Source organism: Clostridium budayi (assembly GCF_055396605.1).
On sequence record NZ_AP042456.1, the window covers coordinates 1,911,836 to 1,930,223 of the forward strand.

The 18,388-nt window shown below is 26.7% G+C and carries 17 protein-coding genes and 1 pseudogene; 2 read left to right on the plus strand and 16 right to left on the minus strand.

The features are described from left to right. Positions 1-3 precede the first annotated feature (3 nt). From ACZ5TJ_RS09100 to ACZ5TJ_RS09155, 12 genes are all read right to left on the minus strand, one after another. A complete protein-coding gene (locus tag ACZ5TJ_RS09100; protein ID WP_464199001.1) occupies positions 4-1,986 on the minus strand; it encodes a sensor histidine kinase in 1,983 nt (660 codons plus the stop codon). Continuing rightward, on the minus strand, positions 1,958-2,662 hold the full coding sequence (locus ACZ5TJ_RS09105) for a response regulator transcription factor (protein WP_464199003.1): 705 nt from the start codon (positions 2,660-2,662) through the stop codon (positions 1,958-1,960). The genes ACZ5TJ_RS09100 and ACZ5TJ_RS09105 overlap by 29 nt, the downstream gene beginning before the upstream one ends. Before the next feature lie 245 nt (positions 2,663-2,907). Further along, entirely contained in the window at positions 2,908-3,249 is a 342-nt protein-coding gene (locus tag ACZ5TJ_RS09110; protein ID WP_464199005.1) for a hypothetical protein, read from the minus strand. 55 nt (positions 3,250-3,304) lie between these two features. Further along, entirely contained in the window at positions 3,305-3,733 is a 429-nt protein-coding gene (gene msrB / locus ACZ5TJ_RS09115) for a peptide-methionine (R)-S-oxide reductase MsrB (protein WP_464202304.1), read from the minus strand. A gap of 63 nt (positions 3,734-3,796) precedes the next feature. Next, positions 3,797-5,671, minus strand: a complete 1,875-nt coding sequence (locus ACZ5TJ_RS09120) for a sensor histidine kinase (RefSeq protein ID WP_464199007.1) — start codon at positions 5,669-5,671, stop codon at positions 3,797-3,799. Positions 5,672-5,901: 230 nt separating this feature from the next. Then, positions 5,902-6,903: a LacI family DNA-binding transcriptional regulator gene (locus ACZ5TJ_RS09125; protein WP_464199009.1), complete on the minus strand. Its 1,002-nt coding sequence runs from the start codon at positions 6,901-6,903 to the stop codon at positions 5,902-5,904. Between the two features lie 114 nt (positions 6,904-7,017). Next, entirely contained in the window at positions 7,018-7,872 is an 855-nt protein-coding gene (rbsB, locus tag ACZ5TJ_RS09130) for a ribose ABC transporter substrate-binding protein RbsB (protein ID WP_464202306.1), read from the minus strand. Between the two features lie 69 nt (positions 7,873-7,941). After that, complete coding sequence (locus ACZ5TJ_RS09135; protein WP_045724431.1) at positions 7,942-8,877, minus strand: ABC transporter permease subunit; 936 nt, start codon at positions 8,875-8,877, stop codon at positions 7,942-7,944. A 36-nt stretch (positions 8,878-8,913) separates the two neighbouring features. After that, complete coding sequence (locus ACZ5TJ_RS09140; protein ID WP_464199011.1) at positions 8,914-10,413, minus strand: sugar ABC transporter ATP-binding protein; 1,500 nt, start codon at positions 10,411-10,413, stop codon at positions 8,914-8,916. Between the two features lie 15 nt (positions 10,414-10,428). Further along, positions 10,429-10,824, minus strand: coding sequence for a D-ribose pyranase (rbsD, locus tag ACZ5TJ_RS09145; RefSeq protein WP_464199013.1), 396 nt, complete (start codon positions 10,822-10,824; stop codon positions 10,429-10,431). A gap of 4 nt (positions 10,825-10,828) precedes the next feature. Beyond that, positions 10,829-11,761: a ribokinase gene (rbsK, locus tag ACZ5TJ_RS09150; protein WP_464199015.1), complete on the minus strand. Its 933-nt coding sequence runs from the start codon at positions 11,759-11,761 to the stop codon at positions 10,829-10,831. Between the two features lie 224 nt (positions 11,762-11,985). Next, the gene (locus ACZ5TJ_RS09155; protein WP_464199017.1) at positions 11,986-12,534 is read right to left on the minus strand and encodes an ECF transporter S component; all 549 of its coding nucleotides are present in this window, start codon (positions 12,532-12,534) and stop codon (positions 11,986-11,988) included. Positions 12,535-12,793: 259 nt separating this feature from the next. On the opposite strand from ACZ5TJ_RS09155, the gene ACZ5TJ_RS09160 reads away from it, so the two are divergent. Next, positions 12,794-13,552 (plus strand): hypothetical protein, encoded by a 759-nt coding sequence (locus ACZ5TJ_RS09160; protein WP_464199019.1) that lies wholly within the window; start codon positions 12,794-12,796, stop codon positions 13,550-13,552. Between the two features lie 179 nt (positions 13,553-13,731). On the opposite strand, the pseudogene tnpA reads toward ACZ5TJ_RS09160, so the two are convergent. From tnpA to ACZ5TJ_RS09175, 3 genes and pseudogenes are all read right to left on the minus strand, one after another. Beyond that, positions 13,732-14,187: pseudogene (tnpA, locus tag ACZ5TJ_RS09165) on the minus strand (IS200/IS605 family transposase). 223 nt (positions 14,188-14,410) lie between these two features. Continuing rightward, on the minus strand, positions 14,411-15,193 hold the full coding sequence (locus tag ACZ5TJ_RS09170) for a sulfite exporter TauE/SafE family protein (RefSeq protein WP_464199021.1): 783 nt from the start codon (positions 15,191-15,193) through the stop codon (positions 14,411-14,413). Positions 15,194-15,208: 15 nt separating this feature from the next. Further along, complete coding sequence (locus tag ACZ5TJ_RS09175) at positions 15,209-15,547, minus strand: DsrE family protein (protein ID WP_464199023.1); 339 nt, start codon at positions 15,545-15,547, stop codon at positions 15,209-15,211. A gap of 234 nt (positions 15,548-15,781) precedes the next feature. Between ACZ5TJ_RS09175 and ACZ5TJ_RS09180 the strand changes: the two genes are divergently transcribed. Beyond that, the gene (locus ACZ5TJ_RS09180) at positions 15,782-16,204 is read left to right on the plus strand and encodes a hypothetical protein (RefSeq protein ID WP_464199025.1); all 423 of its coding nucleotides are present in this window, start codon (positions 15,782-15,784) and stop codon (positions 16,202-16,204) included. Positions 16,205-16,283: 79 nt separating this feature from the next. Here ACZ5TJ_RS09180 and ACZ5TJ_RS09185 read toward each other — a convergent pair whose 3' ends face one another. Next, positions 16,284-18,296: a penicillin-binding transpeptidase domain-containing protein gene (locus tag ACZ5TJ_RS09185; RefSeq protein ID WP_464199027.1), complete on the minus strand. Its 2,013-nt coding sequence runs from the start codon at positions 18,294-18,296 to the stop codon at positions 16,284-16,286. Between the last annotated feature and the right edge of the window lie 92 nt (positions 18,297-18,388).

Here is an 18,388-nt window from a genome sequence, read left to right on the forward strand (position 1 = left end):
AACTTAATTCACCCCCACATTAAAGTATATAATTGCTTTAAATAAGTCTCCGTCTATTTCAATATCAAAATTTCCACCTTGAATTTCAACAAATCCTTTTACAATCTGTAAGCCCATCCCCTTACTGTAACAATCTTTAATAGGATCTTTTGATATATTTTTAAATATTATATATACTTTTTCGCTCTCTTCTTTAATTTCAATATATACTCTAGTGTTTTCAAGTGAATATTTAACTATATTTTCTATAAGATTTTCAAAGACCTTATAAGTTTTCTGTCCATCTAGTTTCAAGATTACTTTTTCACTTGGAATCTTTAAATTAAGTTTTAGTGATGAATTATCTAACTTTTCTTTTTCTTCTACAATAGTTTGCTTAATTAAAGCCACTACATCAATATTATTTAAATCAAGCTTTATACTTCCACTATTTACTTTACTTACTTCAAATAAATCTTCTATTAACTTCTTAAATTCATATGATTTTTTCTCTAATTTTTCTATATACTTTATTCTTTCTTCATGACTTAAATTATCATCTTTTAATTTTTCTATATAACTTGATATATTATCTACTGGAGTGTTTAGGTCTTTAGATATATTATTTAAAAGTTCACCTTTCATATTTTGATTTTTAATTTCTTCTTCAATAGATTTTATAAAACTTGACTTCATACATAAAACATCCTCTTTTAAAGAATCTAGCCATAAAAAGTCTTCTTCTATCTTATAATCTAAATCTCCTTTAGTAATCATACTTGCGCTATCTAAAATTAATTTATATTCTTTATTGAACTTCTTTATATTACTTCTTATCAAAACATAAAGGAATACTGTATATAATAAAGCTCCAATTATTCCAAAGAACCAAAATATACTTAATAAGGATATTATAATTAAATTTATAATTAATAAAATAATAACTCCTTTTTTATCGAATTTTCTTAAATTTATTTTTTCTATAAATTTATTTATTGCAATTCTTATAAGTGTATCATTATTATTTTCTTCTCTTTTAATACTTTTAACTAAAACTACATTATAAAATAGTGTAATATAAGCTACTAAAAAAATTAATATATTTGAAATAATTGTAATTATTACACTTACTTCATAGTCTCCTACTCTAAGATAGAGTCCACCTGATACAAGTCCACTTATTGTTTCTATTGCAATCCATGCTGAATATATACACATTATTATATTAAAAATTATTAAAACTGCTTTAATATCTAATGGAGCCTTTATTAATCTCTTCATCACAAATAAGTCTTTTTCTTTTCTATATGGAATAACTACTCCAAGTAAACTTACTAATATTATTCCTAATGCTATATATCTATAAACCATCTCTTCATATTTATAATTTAATTTGCTATATAAATAAGTTTGATTAAATCCACTAGTTACAATGTTTTCTATTCCATATATGAATGTCATATTTTTTATCGGTTCATATTTATAACCTAATTCTTCACTTTCTAAATTACCAATTACATCTGTGTCCATATATGATCCACTTGTTTCATTACCACTTTTAAATTCTACATTTGCTTCTCCATTTTCATCATATGTTACTTTAATTAATAAATCATATTCTTTAATTGCTTCACTCTCCATTAAAGCTTCATAAACAATACCTTCATTATTAAATGTATTAATTTCCTTATTGTTTTTTTCATCTAAATTATTAAACGTATTAATTTTTTTATTATTTTTTTCATCTAATACAAAATAATCTGCTCTAGGATCTTGTTTTATATTTAACTCTTCATTATTATTAATTTTTTCATAAAGTCTTTGATTACCTATTCTTATATCATTTAAAATAATGTCATCGTATAATATACTTAAATTATTTTTTAAAGTATTTTTTCTTATATTTTTATAACTTAATATTGTACCAATTGAAATTATAAATATTAAAGAAAATACTATTATTGTTATTTTACTAACTTTAAATGTTTTCAATTTTGTATCCAACACCCCATACCACCTTTAAATATCTTGGATTTTTTGAATCAATTTCTATCTTTTCTCTTATATTTCTTATGTGTACCATTACAGTGTCTGTGTTAATTGCACACTCATTCCAAACCTTTTCGTATATTTCTTCTGCTGAAAATACTCTTCCTTTATTCTTCATTAAAAGATACATAATTTTAAATTCAATTGGAGTTGTCTTTATTACATTGTCGTCTAATATTACTTCTCTTCTATTAACGTCAATTGTTAACCCTCCAACTGAAATAGTGTTTTTATTTTCTTCTTTTTCATCTAAAAATTTTAAGTATTTTGAATATCTTCTTAATTGAGAATTAACTCTAGCTATTAGTTCTAGAGAGTTAAATGGCTTAGTTATATAATCATCTGCTCCAATATTAAGTCCAAGTATTTTATCCATATCTTCTGATTTTGCAGATAACATTATAACTGGAAAGTCGTATTTTTCTCTGATCTTCATTGTAAATTCTATTCCATCCATTTTAGGCATCATTATATCAGCTATAACTAAATGTATTTCTTCTCTATTAATAACTTCTAGTCCATCAATTCCATTAAATGCCCTAAATATTTTATAACCTTGGTTTCGTAAATATATCTCTATAGCATCCCCTATTTCTTTTTCATCTTCAACAATTAAAATATTATATGATTTCATTATTATGTCCCCTCCTAAATTCTTAAAAACCCCTAATTTTCTCCATATTTTTTCATTTTTATAATACCATAGACATTACTATATTTACCAATATATATTTTTTATAGCTCCCCTCCTTTTTGACTTCTTGTAATAATTGTAATTTTACAATCTAAAGATATGTTCTATATAAATCTAAAGAAATTCTAAAGAAATATAAAAATAAAAAAGAGAAAGTAGATTTTATTATCTACTTTCTCTTACCATTAATTATTATCTTTTAAAAACTTATTTAATATATCTTTTTTTACAACTAATTCACTAAGATTAATGTTCTTAGGATTAGTCGTAAGAGTATATTCCTTAAGCCATATGTTGCCACCAATAATTGATGATTCTATAATATCTTCTCCTGGATTTTCTTCATAAACTTCTTCAATATCTTTTTCAGAAGTTAAAATAGCTATACGTCTGCATGGTTCATCTGATTCAGAAAATATATTAAAAAAACTATTATAATTTTCAAAAGAGCTTACAGATGTAACAACCTTTAAGTATAAGCCATACTCTTTTGCAGCTTCTTCTGCATTTACGTAATTTTCATTCATAAGTATATACCTCTTCAATTTCTTTATATAATTATTTATATATCTTTTTCATATGTTAGTCAATTAATGAAATATATTCTTCATATCCTTCTTTTTTCATATCTTCTATTGGAATGAATTTTAAAGAAGCTGAATTTATACAATATCTAAGTCCACCTTTATCTAAAGGCCCATCATTAAAAACATGACCTAAATGCGAATCAGAATTTTTACTTCTAACTTCAATTCTTTCCATATTAAAACTTGTATCTCTTTTTTCTTTTATAACACTTCTATTTATAGGTTTTGAAAAAGCTGGCCATCCACAACCAGATTCAAATTTATCTGTTGATAAAAACAGCGGTTCTCCACTTGTTATATCAACATAAATTCCTCTTTTGAAATTATCATAATACTCATTATCATAAGGTTTTTCTGTTAAAGAATTTTGTGTTACATGATATTGAAGTGATGTTAATTTTTCTTTTAATTCTTCTTCTGTCATCTTTTCATATTTTTTCATCTTAAAGTTCACCTACCTATATTTCTTTATATAGTTTTTGCATTTTTAAATATATATATCCGAAAATTCTATTTTCATTCTATCTAATTGACTATAGTCAATATTTTTACTTCCTACTTTGTTTAATTTGCTTTTATTATCACTTATTATATCAGGTAACTTTATAATAGCTTCAGTTCCGACTCCAAGTTCACTATTTATAATTAAATCACCATTATGCATCTTAGATAAAGCTTTTGCTATATAAAGTCCTATTCCACAACCTTCACTTATTTTGGTCATTCTATTATTAATAAACTTAAATCTATTAAATACATTATTAAGATTATCCTTTGATATACCAATTCCAGTATCATTAACCTTAATCTCTATCATTCCGTCTTTAGATGTAATAAGTACATCTATTTTCCCATTTTCTTTATTAAATTTTATAGAATTTGAAAGTATGTTTAATATTATTCTCTCTAGGTGTTCTGGATCAAAATAAACTAATCTTTCTTCAAATTCTGTATCAAATATTATTTCTATAGATTTTTCATTAGCAAATTTTCCAACTCTAAAACATAATTCTTCAACAAAACTTACTATTTCTAAGTTAATTGGATTATACCTAAATAACTTTTCTTCAATTTTCATACTATCAATTAAGTTATTAGTTAATTTTATCATTCTAAATATATTCTGATTACATGATTCTATATAATTTAGGAATTTATCTTTATTTTCTATTTTTTCATTATAAACACTTAACTCAAGTACTTTAAGAGCTGATAATATTAAGTTAATTGGTGTATTAAACTCATGAGAAATATTTGCAAAAAATTCTCTTCTAAGCTTATCTAATTCCTTTTCTTCATTGATTTTATTAGTTATATCGTTAATTATTATAATTCTTCTTAAAATTTTTCCTTTTACATCTTTAAATGGGTTACTTCTAAACCAAACCCATCTTACCTCATTATCTTTTCTTATAATTCTAGCAATTTTATCTAGGGGTTCATTAAAATCAATATTATCAAATAAACTTCTATCCTCTGGATGTATACACTCTTCAGCAATAAGATAACTCTCTTTTCTATAAAGCTCTTTAGCATTTATTCCATAAATCTTTTCAAAAGCATCATTTGCAAATAAAGTTTTCTTTCCCTCTCTTATTATTACAGCATCATCTAAATGATTTAGTAAATTCAAGAATATATTCTCATTACTTCGTAGTCTGTCTTCTACCGCTCTTTTATATGAGATATCTCTAGTCATTCCGATTACTCCAATAACATTATCATTTTGATCTATGTATGGCATCTTCATAGTTTCTTCTACATAATAACTATTCTCTTTAAGTTTAATTTCATCAACATAAACTAACTTACCATTATTGGATATTACCTCTAAGTCAGTTTTCCTAAATTTTTTAGCAGTTTCTTTTTCATACAGATCTTCATCTTTTTTCCCTATAATATCTTCTCTTTTCATTTTTAAGTTTTCATAAAATTTTTTATTACAATTTAAATAAGTACCCTCTATATCTTTGAAAAATACATAATCTGGCATTGAATCTATAAAGGTATTTAATAATCTTTCTTGATCATTAAGTTCTTTTTTAAGCCGCAAGTTTTCTTTTATAAAGTTATTTTTAAGCCAAATAACAACATAATTATCGCTTGTCCATTTTAATTCTATAGTATCTTCATCTAAACTTTTATTTTTTTCTACTACCTTAACGATTTTATTATAAATATTATTAAATTTACTGACTCCTAATATTACTTCTGAAAATTTTTTATTTGTTACATCTTTATTTCTATAGTTACTTTCTTCGACAATTAAATCTTTAACTATTCCATCACTATATTTATTTACTTTGCAATAAAAATAAGTGTCTGATACTGTATTTAATATCTTACTACTCTTATCCCCCATAAATCTTCTCCTTTTATTAAAAAAATCCCATTTATCCCTTGTTATTCTATATTACAACTAATTATATTATTAAATTAAATCTAATACAACATATTTTTACAGTTTTTTTATTATATGCTAAAAAGCACTACCTTTTAATTCGGTAGTGCTCCATAGTCATTATATTGAAACCATAGATTTCTCAGTTGACTACAAAAGTAGTTTATCCAGTATGTTTTCTTTTATACCTTTTATTTAACTGTTCCTCTTTCTATTAAGTAAGGATTTAATTTTATAACTTCATTTTCAATCTTTTCTTTATTTATAAGTTTTAATAGTAAGTTTATTGATTCTTCCCCTATTTTAGATATTGGTTGTGCAACTGTTGTAAGCTCTGGCTCTATGAATGAACAAATATTTATATTATCAAACCCTAAAATACTTATATCATCTGGAATTTTATATCCATTTCTAAGTAAATATTTCATACCCCCAATTGCCATAATATCACTACCATAAAATATTGCATCAATTTTTATATTTTTATCCATTAGTTTCTTAGTTGCATTAAAACCACCTTCTAATGAATATTCTTCTTCTATCTTTAGCTCTTTATTATATATATTAAGATTATTAACCTTTTCTATATAACTATTTAATCTTATATTTGAAGGTTCAACCCCATTATTTCCACCAACAAAAGCTATTTTCCTTTTATTTTTTTTGTAAAGAAAATCTATTCCAAGATCTATTCCTTCTTTATTATCACAAAAGACACCATTTATTTTGTCCATTCCCTTAATAAACCTATCTACTACTACAAAAGGTACTCCATTACTTTCTAATATTTTAAGTCCTTCATTATTTTCTGATACAGAAGCTATTATAACTCCATCTATAGATTTACTAATTAAAAGATTTATATGATTTATTTCCTTCTTACTACTATTAAATGTATTACAAAGTACCATACTATATCCACTTTTTTCAGCTATTTTTTCTATTACTTTTGCCATCTCACTAAAAAAAGGATTTTGAATATCTGGAACTATAACACCTATACTATATGATTTTTTTGTTATTAAACTTTTAGCTAAAAAATTCGGAACGTAATTTAGCTCTTTTGCCTTTTTTAATATCTTTTCTTTAGTTTCTTTTGATATATTATTATCTTTATTATTTAATACCATAGATACAGTCGTTTTAGAAACATTTACTTCTTTTGCTATATCTAATAAAGTTGTCTTTCTCATATCCCACCTCTTAATAAATACATATAATTTAAATTATACCATATATAAAAATTGGAGCATTTTCCATACTTAATTATCTATTAGAAAATGCTCCTTAAATTTCAATATTTAAAATTAGTTTGTATACACTTTAAGATCTGCAGCTATATTTTTATCTACTTTTTCTCCATTATATATCTTAGCTGCAAGTTCAACTCCAAGAGCTCCTATTTCATCTGGTTGTTGTGCTATTGTAGCTTCCATATCTTTTGAATCTATTGCATTTTTCGCATCATCATTACCATCAAAACCAATTACCATAGTATTAAGTTTAGCAGCTTTTATTGCTTTGGCAGCACCAAGTGCCATTTCATCATTATGTGCAAATACTACTTGTATATTTGGATCTCTTTGAATTATATTTTCCATTACTTGAAGACCTTTTTGTCTATCAAAGTCTGCTGCTTGGATTGATATAAATTTAGCTTTCTTTTCTTTATCTAAAACATTGTGGAAACCTTGTCCTCTATCTCTTGTTGCAGAAGCACCTGGTATTCCTTGTATTTCAACTATATTTATCTTATCTTTATCTTTAAACTTATCAAGTACATACTTTCCTGCCATTTCGCCACCTTTAACATTATCAGATGCAATATGACTTAAAACTTTTCCTCCATTAGCTTGTCTATCTAAAGTTATTACTGGTACATTTGCTTTATTTGCTACTTCTATTGTTTTTACTACAGCATCACTATCCGTTGGATTAATAAGAAGTGCTGTTACACCTAGTTGTATTAAATCCTCAACGTTTGATCTTTCTTTTGCAGGATCATTTGTGGAATCTAATACTATTAATTCAAAGCCTAACTTTTTAGCTTCAGACTCAGCACCCTCTTTCATTGATACAAAGAAAGGATTGTTAAGTGTTGATACAACCATTCCTATCTTTTTAGGATTATCTTTTTTAAAACAACCTGTTAAGGAGCCCATAAAGAAAACACTAATTAATAAGAGTGCAATTAATCTCTTTTTTCTTTTCATTATTTTTTCCTCCTTAATTTATTTATTTCTGCTTTTTTTATCTAATAATACTGCAATTAATATAACTAAACCTTTTACTATTGATTGATAAAATGGTGATACATTCATTAAATTTAGACCATTATTTAATACTCCAATTATTAGAGCACCAACTATTGTTCCTGAAATTTTACCTTCTCCACCAGCTAGTGAAGTTCCACCAATTACAACTGCTGCGATTGCATCAAGTTCAAATCCTGTTCCTGCATTTGGAGAAGCTGATCCTATTCTACTTGTTATTATTACACCAGCTATTGCAGATACAAAACCTGAAACTACATAAGTCATCATCTTTATTTTGTCAGTATTGATACCTGATAATTTTGCTGATTCCTCATTTCCACCTAGCGCATATAAGTATCTTCCGAATTTAGTTTGGGATAAAACAAATATTCCAATGGCTGCTATAATAATTGTTATGATAACTGGTACTGGTATAAACCAAAGCTTAGCATTACCTATTTTAGAAAATGCCTCTGATAATTTTGATATTGGTGTACCATCTGTATATACTAAAGTTACACCTCTAAAAATTGTCATTGTTGCAAGAGTTGCTATAAATGCTTGAAGTTTACCTTTTGCTATTAGAATACCATTTATGAATCCTATAATAATACCACATATTGCTGCACCTATAATTGCTAAAGTAATACTTCCTGTTGATTTTACAATTGATGCTGATAAAGCTCCACTAATTGCAAGAGTTGATCCTACTGATAAATCTATTCCACCTGTTAATATAACAAAAGTCATACCAACTGATATAATTGCATTAACTGAAACTTGGGTAAATACATTAGTTATATTTGCTACACTTAAAAACTTTGGTGTAACAAAACTTATTATTACACATAATAATACTAAACCTATTAAAGATTTATATTTGTCTAAGTATTCTTTATAATTTTCTTTCATCATTAAAACTCCTTCCAAGTTAAAAAATATATGTTTTTATTTTATTCCTACTGCTAATTTCATTATTTTTTCTTGAGTTGCTTCATCTCTACTTAATTCTCCAGTTATTTTCCCTTCACTCATTACAAGGATTCTATCGCTAATTCCAAGTACTTCTGGCATATCTGAAGAAATCATTATTATTGCTTTTCCACTTTCTTTAAGCTCATTTAATAATTCATATATTTCTTTTTTAGCTCCAACATCTATTCCTCTTGTTGGTTCATCAATGATTAGAACTTCTGGTTTTGTTAAAAGCCACTTAGCTAAAATTACTTTTTGTTGATTACCACCACTTAAATTTTTTATATATTGACTTGGACTTGGTGTCTTAATTCTAATTTTATTTATATAATCGTTTACATCAGATGCCTCTTTTTTCTTATCAAGTTTAAATATTTTATTTTCATAACTATTAAGATTTGAAATTGTCATATTATCAGAAACTGATTGTCCAAGTACACAACCTTCTTTTTTTCTGTCCTCTGATAAATAACATATACCGTTTTTAATAGCTTCTCTTATACTTCCTCCATGAAGCTCTTTTCCATTTATAAGTACTGTTCCTGATGTTTTTTTGTATGCTCCAAATATAGTTTTTGCAAGTTCTGATCTTCCAGATCCCATAAGACCTGCAATTCCAAGTATTTCTCCTTCTCTTACCTCAAAATTTGCATTCTTAACTCCTGCTTTAGAACTTAAATCTTTAACATCTAAAATTATGTTTCCTTTTTTCACTTCTCTATATGGGAATTGGTCTTCTATTTTTCTTCCAACCATCATTGTAATTAACTTATCATTATCAATATCAGCTATTTTAGCATTACCTGCATATTTACCATCTCTTAAAACTTCTACTCTATCACATATTGCAAATATTTCTTCCATTCTATGAGATATGTAAATAATAGCTAGTCCCTTTTGTTTTAAGTTTTCTATTACTTTAAAAAGACTTTTTGTTTCTACTTCTGTAAGTGCAGTTGTTGGCTCGTCCATTATAATTACAGCAGCATTTTTTGTAAGTGCTTTTGCAATTTCAACCATTTGTTTTTCACCTACATTTAAATTTCCTGCAAGTTCATTCGGATCAACATCACATCCTATTTGCTCTAAAAACATTTTGCTTCTTTCAATCATAAGCTTTTTATTTATCTTTCCGAATTTGTTAACCTTTTCATTTCCTAGAAAAATATTTTGAGCAACTGTTAGATTATTAATAATACTAAGTTCTTGATGTATTATTATAACTCCAAGTTCCTCAGCTGATTTTATACCATGAATATTCGCCTCTTCTCCTTGAAGATATATCTTCCCTTCATCTTTTGTATAAACTCCACTTAATATTTTCATAAGAGTAGATTTACCTGCTCCATTTTCTCCCATTAAAGCAGTAACTTCTCCTCCATAGGCTGTAATGTTTACATTATCTAGCGCCTTAACACCAGGGAATGATTTACTCACTCCCTCCATTTTAAGCATTGGTTTTTTTAAGTCCATAATTGATTCCTCCTCTTAAAATACAACTCCTGACTTTAAAATAATATTTGCATAAGGAGTTTGTTCTCCAGTTCTTATTACAGCTCTACATTCCTTTAGGTCTTCTTTTAGCTGCTCATGACTTACAAAATTTATTCTTACATCACCAATTTCTTTTTCTATTTCTTCATAAAGCTTTTTACTAACTTCTGCAGTTTCAACTGCAAGTGTAACTTCTTCAATTTCAAGTTCTAATAAAACTGCTTTTAGTGTATCCATAAATGTTGGTAAGTTTTTTACTATTGCAAGATCTATTCTTTTTACATCTTTAGGTATAGGTAACCCGCAATCACCTATAGCTAAAGTATCTGTATGTCCCATTTCTGATATTACTGAACTTATTTGACTGTTTAATAATTTTGTTTTTCTCATATTTTTATTCTTCCTCTCCGTAAATTTCAATAACTTCTTCTAAAGTTGCAATTGAAGGTTGCGCTCCTTTTCTTTGAACTGTTATTGATGAAACTTTATTTCCGAATTTAACTGCTTTCATAATATTTTCAAAGCTTAAATTATTAACATCTAATTTTGAACTTAAGCCTCCAATAAAGCTGTCCCCTGCTGCTGTAGTATCTATTGCATTAACTTTATAAGCATTAACTATTCCTTCATTTTCTTTACTAATAACAGCTGCTCCTTTATGTCCTAAAGTTATAATTACAAATTTAACACCTTTATCAAAGAATTTTGATGCTGCCTTTTTAGCATCTTCTAAACTATTAACTTCAATTCCAGTTAAAAGTTCTGCTTCTGTTTCATTTGGAATTATTATATCTGTATATTTTAGTAATTCATTGCTTATTTCTTTAGCAGGTGCTGGATTTAATATAGTTACTTTATTATTTCCTTTAGCAAATTTAAATGCTTCAATTGTAACATCTTCAGGTGTTTCAAATTGAGATATTATAATATCACTTTGTTTAATTACATCTTCACTCTTTTTAATTTCCTCTTTTGTTAATGTCATATTAGAACCTGATATAACAGTTATTGAATTATTACCTCTTTCATTTACTGTTATCATTGCCATTCCTGTTGGTTCTTTTTCATCAACAAAGATTAATTCTGTATTTATTCCTTCTTTATCTAAAAGCCCTTTTAATATTGCTCCATTATCATCTTTACCTATTTTACCTATCATAGATACTGTGTTTCCACATCTTTTAGCTGCTACCCCTTGGTTTGCACCTTTTCCTCCAGCTATCTTTTCAAAGGATTTTGAAAGTATAGTTTCACCTTCCTTTGGCATCTCTTTAACTTTTATAACTAAGTCCATATTTATACTTCCAAGTACACAAATCTTATTCATATTACCCATCCTTTCTTTACTTTACCGTTTTACTAAACCGATTAACTATATAATAATACATATGTAAACCTTTTACAAGACTTTTTTGATTATATTATAATTTTTTAAACAAATTTGCTTATAATTTATTGTATTTTTTCTATTTTTGTATAATAATTGTATATCACTATATAAAAAATGTTGTCTAAACCTTTCTTAAAAGACTTAGACAACATTTCTTTAAGCTAAATATTTTCTCTTAATTTATATACAAGTGGGGCTAAAACTATAGCTATTATTATTCCAAATACTACTTGCATTAAATCACCTGGTATATGTGCAAGTGAATATATAATACTTCCATTTAATCCTTTTGAAGCCTTAACTATTAGTCCACCCATAATAGCGTTTGCTATAAAATATCCTAAAAGATCAACTATTCCTCCTACTATAAATCCCATTAAATATACCTTTAAGCTTTTTTCTTTTGCTTTATATATAACAAGCGCCGCAGAGTATGCCATTAGCCCCTTAATTATAAAGGTAAAAGGTGCCCACGCTAAATATCCTCCAAGTCCATCAACTAATGCCATACCTATTCCTGATGCTACAAAAGAATATTTCCTTCCTAAAAGTATAGCAGATAAAAACACCATACAATCCCCAATTTGCATAAAGCCATTTAATGTAGGTATTTTAATTATACTTCCTGAAATAAAAGTCAGTGCAATCATAAGCCCAGTTAATGATAGCATTTTCACTTTATCGTCATTTAAAATTTTCTCCTTTTTCATAAGTCATTCCTCCTGTAAGTGTATGTATATATATTACATTGAATCTATGAATTAAGTAATAAATAACTTATAACCTTCTATTAACTAATAAAAAAGTACTTTTCAATTAATAATTTCAAAAATATTTACCCTATATTTAAATAAACATAATAATCAATAAAAGATTTATTAGATTATTATTCATAAATTATGTATAATTTTATATGTAAATTAATGGGTAACTATAATCTTAGAAAATTTAAGGGGGGGGTAAACTAATATGTTTAAATTTGATCATTTTATAATTAATGTGGATAAATATTACCAAAAAGATAAAGATATTATTAATAAAATAATTGCTGCTGGATTCCCATATAAGCCTAGCTGGGGAAAAGGGACTCGAGGATTCAAAGCTTCTAACTTATGGATTGGAAATGAATACTTTGAAATGATAAATATCTTAAAGCCTGATGGTGGAGGTTGGAAAGCTGATTGGGTAAATTTATATAATAAAGGCCATAGAGGATTAATTTGTATTATGTTAGATGTTCCTAATATAGATGAACTTTATAATTCACTAAATAAAAGTAATATTAATATTACAAGACCTGAATATTTAAAATTCAAGTGGTTTTTTAACATATTTACAAGGACCATGCCTTGGAAAAATAGCTACATAAATTTTTTTGAAGGAATTCCATTACAAATTGGATTTCAGCAAATGAAAGATGAAAAGTCTCGTAAATTTATGGAGGAATATATGGTACCTAATAGTAGGAATAATGATATTATAGGCATAAATAAAATTATAGTAAGAGGTCCACTTACTAACAATGATAAAAATCTTATCTGTAATATATTTAATAAGTATATTACACAAACAGAACCTTTAACTATAAATTTAAATAAAGAACAAATTATAATCTTTGAAAATAGTACTGACTATACAGTTGAGATGTTTACTAAGTGTAATAATAAAATTTTTAGTGGTAAAAGTATATCTATAGAAAATATATGTATCAGAAATATACTTTCATAATTTATTATTTTTAGATTAATTATTCATAAAATCATAACCACCCGTCCAACGGGTGGTTTGCTCTGGGGCTATAAGCCCAAGTGTTACCGGCTAGCGTCTAAAGGCGCTAGCTTTCATTTTGTTCAAGCTACTTGCCTTTGCCGCTTTTGCTACCCCTAAAGGGGTGACGTATTACTTTTTTAACCCTTAAAAGGGTCTTCATACTCTCTTACACTTAACTTATCTATCGCTATATCATGTTTTTCTTGCTCTTGAATATATTTCTTTATTGTTGCTTCATTTAATCCAACCGTACTTACATAGTATCCTTCTGCCCAGAAATGTCTATTTCCAAACTTATACTTTAAATTTGCATGCTTATCAAACAACATTAGTGCGCTTTTACCTTTTAAATATCCCATAAAACTTGAAACACTTATCTTTGGAGGGATGCTCACAAGTATATGTACATGTTCCGGCATTAAATGTCCTTCTATTATTTCTACTCCTTTGTATGCACACAGTTATTTTATTATATCTCTAATACTTGCCTTGTATTGATTATATATAACTTTTTTTCTATACTTTGGAGTGAACACAATGTGATATTTACACATCCATTTTGTGTGAGATAAACTATTAGTTTTATTAGCCATTAAAATCACCTTTCCTTTCATTATATCGTAGCCTGAACAACTACATTATATCGGAAAGGTGATTTTTTTGTATAACAAACCGCTTCCGCACCCGCATAGCAGGTGGTTTAATGTTTCGTACGCTATTGCGCACTCAACAGGCTTAAAGCCAATAATTAAAAAGGACAAGTTAATACTTGTCCTTTAATGTATGCTGGATTATAAATCTTTTATATTATATATATTATAAAAGTTTAATTATATTATATACATTAAGTAATGTTATTAATATTACTGCTACATTAAAAATTCTTACTATAATATTTTCAGACAACTTTTTATTAAGTTTATATCCTAATAAACCTCCTAATACTCCCCCTATAAGCATAACTGGTAATGCACTTAAATTATAAATACCAAAACCTGTTGTACATGCTACAGATAAAATTTTAGCTCCTTGAGAAAACATTATAATTATTATAGAATTCCTTGTAGCTTCTTTTGCATTCATTCCAAAAAATATAGTAAGAGCCGCAACGTTTATAGGACCTCCACCAATCCCTAAAAATGCAGATATTGAACCTAATAAAATTCCCATTAAAATTATAAGAAGAATACTATTTAAACTATATTTTTTAAATCTATCTCTATATTCCATGTAAAAGAATGCAAATAATAAAATTGCTATAATCATTGCACTTTGCAAAATATTAATGTTATTAATATTACTACTGTGCTCAACTAATAATCTTAAAATCTTTTGTCCTATAACTCCGCCAATCACTGAACCTATTGCCATTAAAGAAATACTCTTTTTATCTATTTTATCTCTTTTTAGAAGTTGTTTTATTATTGAAACAACAGCCATAACAAATATAGTTGCTGAAGATAATAAATTCACTGTTGGAAGAGAAAAAGTATTCATAGAATCTAATACAGGTTTTATTACAACGCCTCCACCAAGTCCTGCTGTAGCACCAATTGTCGTAGCTATTATTGCTACTAAAAAATATATTATTTCTAACATATTTATATTAACTCCTTAAGGCTTAACATAAGAATATCCTTCATTTTGTTTTTCTATAAGCTCCATTACTCCTGCTGGTACTACAGTTACAAAATCGCACATTTCATTTTTATCCAAATTCATTTTTTTCATTGTATTATTACAAGCTGCAAATTTAACTCCTTTTCTTGATAATTCTTCTAAATCATCATATATACTTAATTCTTTTGAGATTTTCTTCTCTAAGTTTACTATTGCTTCACCATGTACAAGCATTTCAATTACTATCTCTGGATCTAACTTAAGCAGGTTATGTATGTTTCCAATAGCCATATTCCACCTATCCTTTTCATTTACATGTAATATTACTTTCATAATATCTCCTCCTTTTATACATCCATTTTAATTCATTAAGATGTTACTGTTATTTCTAAAATATAAATTTTAATTTAAGTTCTATATTAATTAATTATAGTTACTATAGAAATTTATTATTTGTATCTATTTTGTAATTTCTATTTTTTACAAGCACTATATAATATAACTATAACCCATAATTTTACATATTTTAAAGGAGGGATTTTTATTAAAAGATTAAATAAAATTATATTGCTAATATCATTTTTTATATTTATCTTTATAGGTCTTATTAGTTGTCAAAATAAAGAGACTAAAAGTACAGATTTTACTCTCGATAACTTTATAGATGAAATGAACTCAAAAGGTTATGACTTAAAAGTTAAAGATGTAGAAAAAGACGTTTTATCAGGAACAAGAAAAAGAACTTATAACGATAAGCTAATATTTGATGTTTACTTATACGAAAATAACAAATCTATGGAAAGTGATTCAAAAAATCTATCTAATGATGGCTCTAAATATGAAAATGGTAAAACATCAGTTGTAGTTGATTGGTCTAACACCCCACACTTTTATAAAAAAGGCAATATTATAGTTCAATATATTGGAGAAGATGAAAAAATAATTTCAGACCTTCAAAGTATATTAGGAGAACAATTTGCAGGTCATTAATAAATTATAACTTTATATAAAACAAAAATAAACTTTAGAAATTCTAAAGCTTATTTTTTAAACTTAACTTATATTTTCATTATTTTAAATATGATTGTAGTACATTTTTAACCTTTGGTGTAACTGCATGAGAGCCACCTTTATCTTTTACATCTTCTAAAATCATAGATATTGCAATCTTTGAGTTTCCTGTATCTACAGCTACAAACCATCCATTTTCTGTACCATTTTTGTCATCTTGACTTTGTTTTATTTCAGCAGTTCCTGTTTTACCTGCAATACTTAATCCATTTATTCTAGCATCATTTGCAGTTCCACCACTCTCTTCTATAGGTGCTTTAAAAGCTTTAATAAGATCATTTAAATATTTTTTATCAATAGCTGATTCTTTCCATACTTTTTCTTTATTATTAATGCTAGTAACTAATCTTGGTTGCATTATATTACCATTATTACCTAGAGCACTATATGCTAATGCCATATTTAAAGGTGTCACTAATATTTGACCTTGTCCGTAACCTGAATCTGCAAGGGCAATCTCATCTTTAATTGTTCCATCATTTGAAACTTTAGAATCCTCCATTGGATATTCAAATTCTAATTTCTCAGAAATTCCAAATCTTTTAGCTCCATCTATAAAGTTTTGCGCTCCTATATCTACAGCAGTTTGTGCAAAGTAAATGTTATCTGAATATTTAACAGCATCAATTAAATTTACAGGTCCTTTTGTAGCACTAACTCTAGTAACTTTATAATCTCCCCATGTACTATCTTTTTGCCATGCAGTACCTTTTATGTCTTTAGCATCATTTACTTTTATCTTTCCATCTCTAAGTCCATTTGCAGCTGTTATTAACTTAAATGTAGAACCTGGAGAATATACTTTATTAAATCTATTAATCTCTGATGCATTTTTTGTATCTTCTAAATATTTCTTTTGAGTTTTCGTCATATATGTTGTAAACATATTAGAATCATAAGAAGGTGAACTTACCATTGCAAGAACTTCCCCAGTCTTTGGATTTACAGCAGTTGAAGCTCCTTTTTCACCATTCATTTCATCATATACTTTCTTTTGAAGTTTTGAATCTATAGAAAGCTTTATATCTTGTCCATTTTTAGCTTCTTCTTTTGCTACAGAAATTTTTTCATTTCCTCTTTCTATATATATTTCTCCTCCATTTGTTTTTCTTAAAGTATCTTCATAAACTTGTTCTAACCCACTTTTTCCTATTACACTATTTGAAGTATATCCTTTATCCTTCATATTTTCTAATTCTTCAGCAGTAATATATCCAATATATCCAACTAGTCTGCCAAAAGCTTCTCCGCCACTATATACTCTTGAATTTGTGCTTCTTATTAGTATTCCCTCTTCTTCTCTATTTTCTAATTTTTTAAGCTTACTTTCTGATGGAAGTATTTTTACTATTTCTACAAAATGTTCAGGATTACTATTTGCATCTAATTTCTTATTTATAGTTTCTTCACTTATATCAAGTACATCTGCCATTTCTTTTATTCTTTTTTCTTTATCTTCCTTATTAAATACCGCTGGATGAATTCCAACTATATTAAGCTTCCCATCTTCTGCTAAAACCTTCCCATCTTTATCTAATATTTTTCCACGTTTACCACTAAAAGTTTTAACTCTAACTTTATCTCCTTCAACCATATTAGGTAAAATTAAATTATCATTCCAATTAACCTTGTATTCTTTATCTTCTTTAACCATTTCTGCCTTAAAGTCTTTAAGTTCAACTTTTCCAGCTACTGTGTTCATTGATAATGTAAAAGGAATTACTAAAGCATTATCTCCTTTTTCACTTTCTCCATCCGTTATTTCCATATTACTTGCTCCAATAGCACCATATATATTACTAAATCTATTTACAAATTCCTCTTCTGTTATTTTACCCTTTGATTCTGCACTTAATATTTCATACATTCCTTTGTAATCTTTTTCTATCCACTTTTGTTTGTAGTTATCAAATGCTTCTTTAGCTTTATTAGTTCCAGAACATCCAACTATAAATAAAGAAATTCCAAGAACCATACTCAATGATATAATCATCTTTTTATAATTTTTCAAAACCCCACCCCCAAATTTTAACAATCAAGTAAATTATATCATATTAAGTACTATGTTAATATAAAACATTGTATTTTTTTGCATTTTAGGGG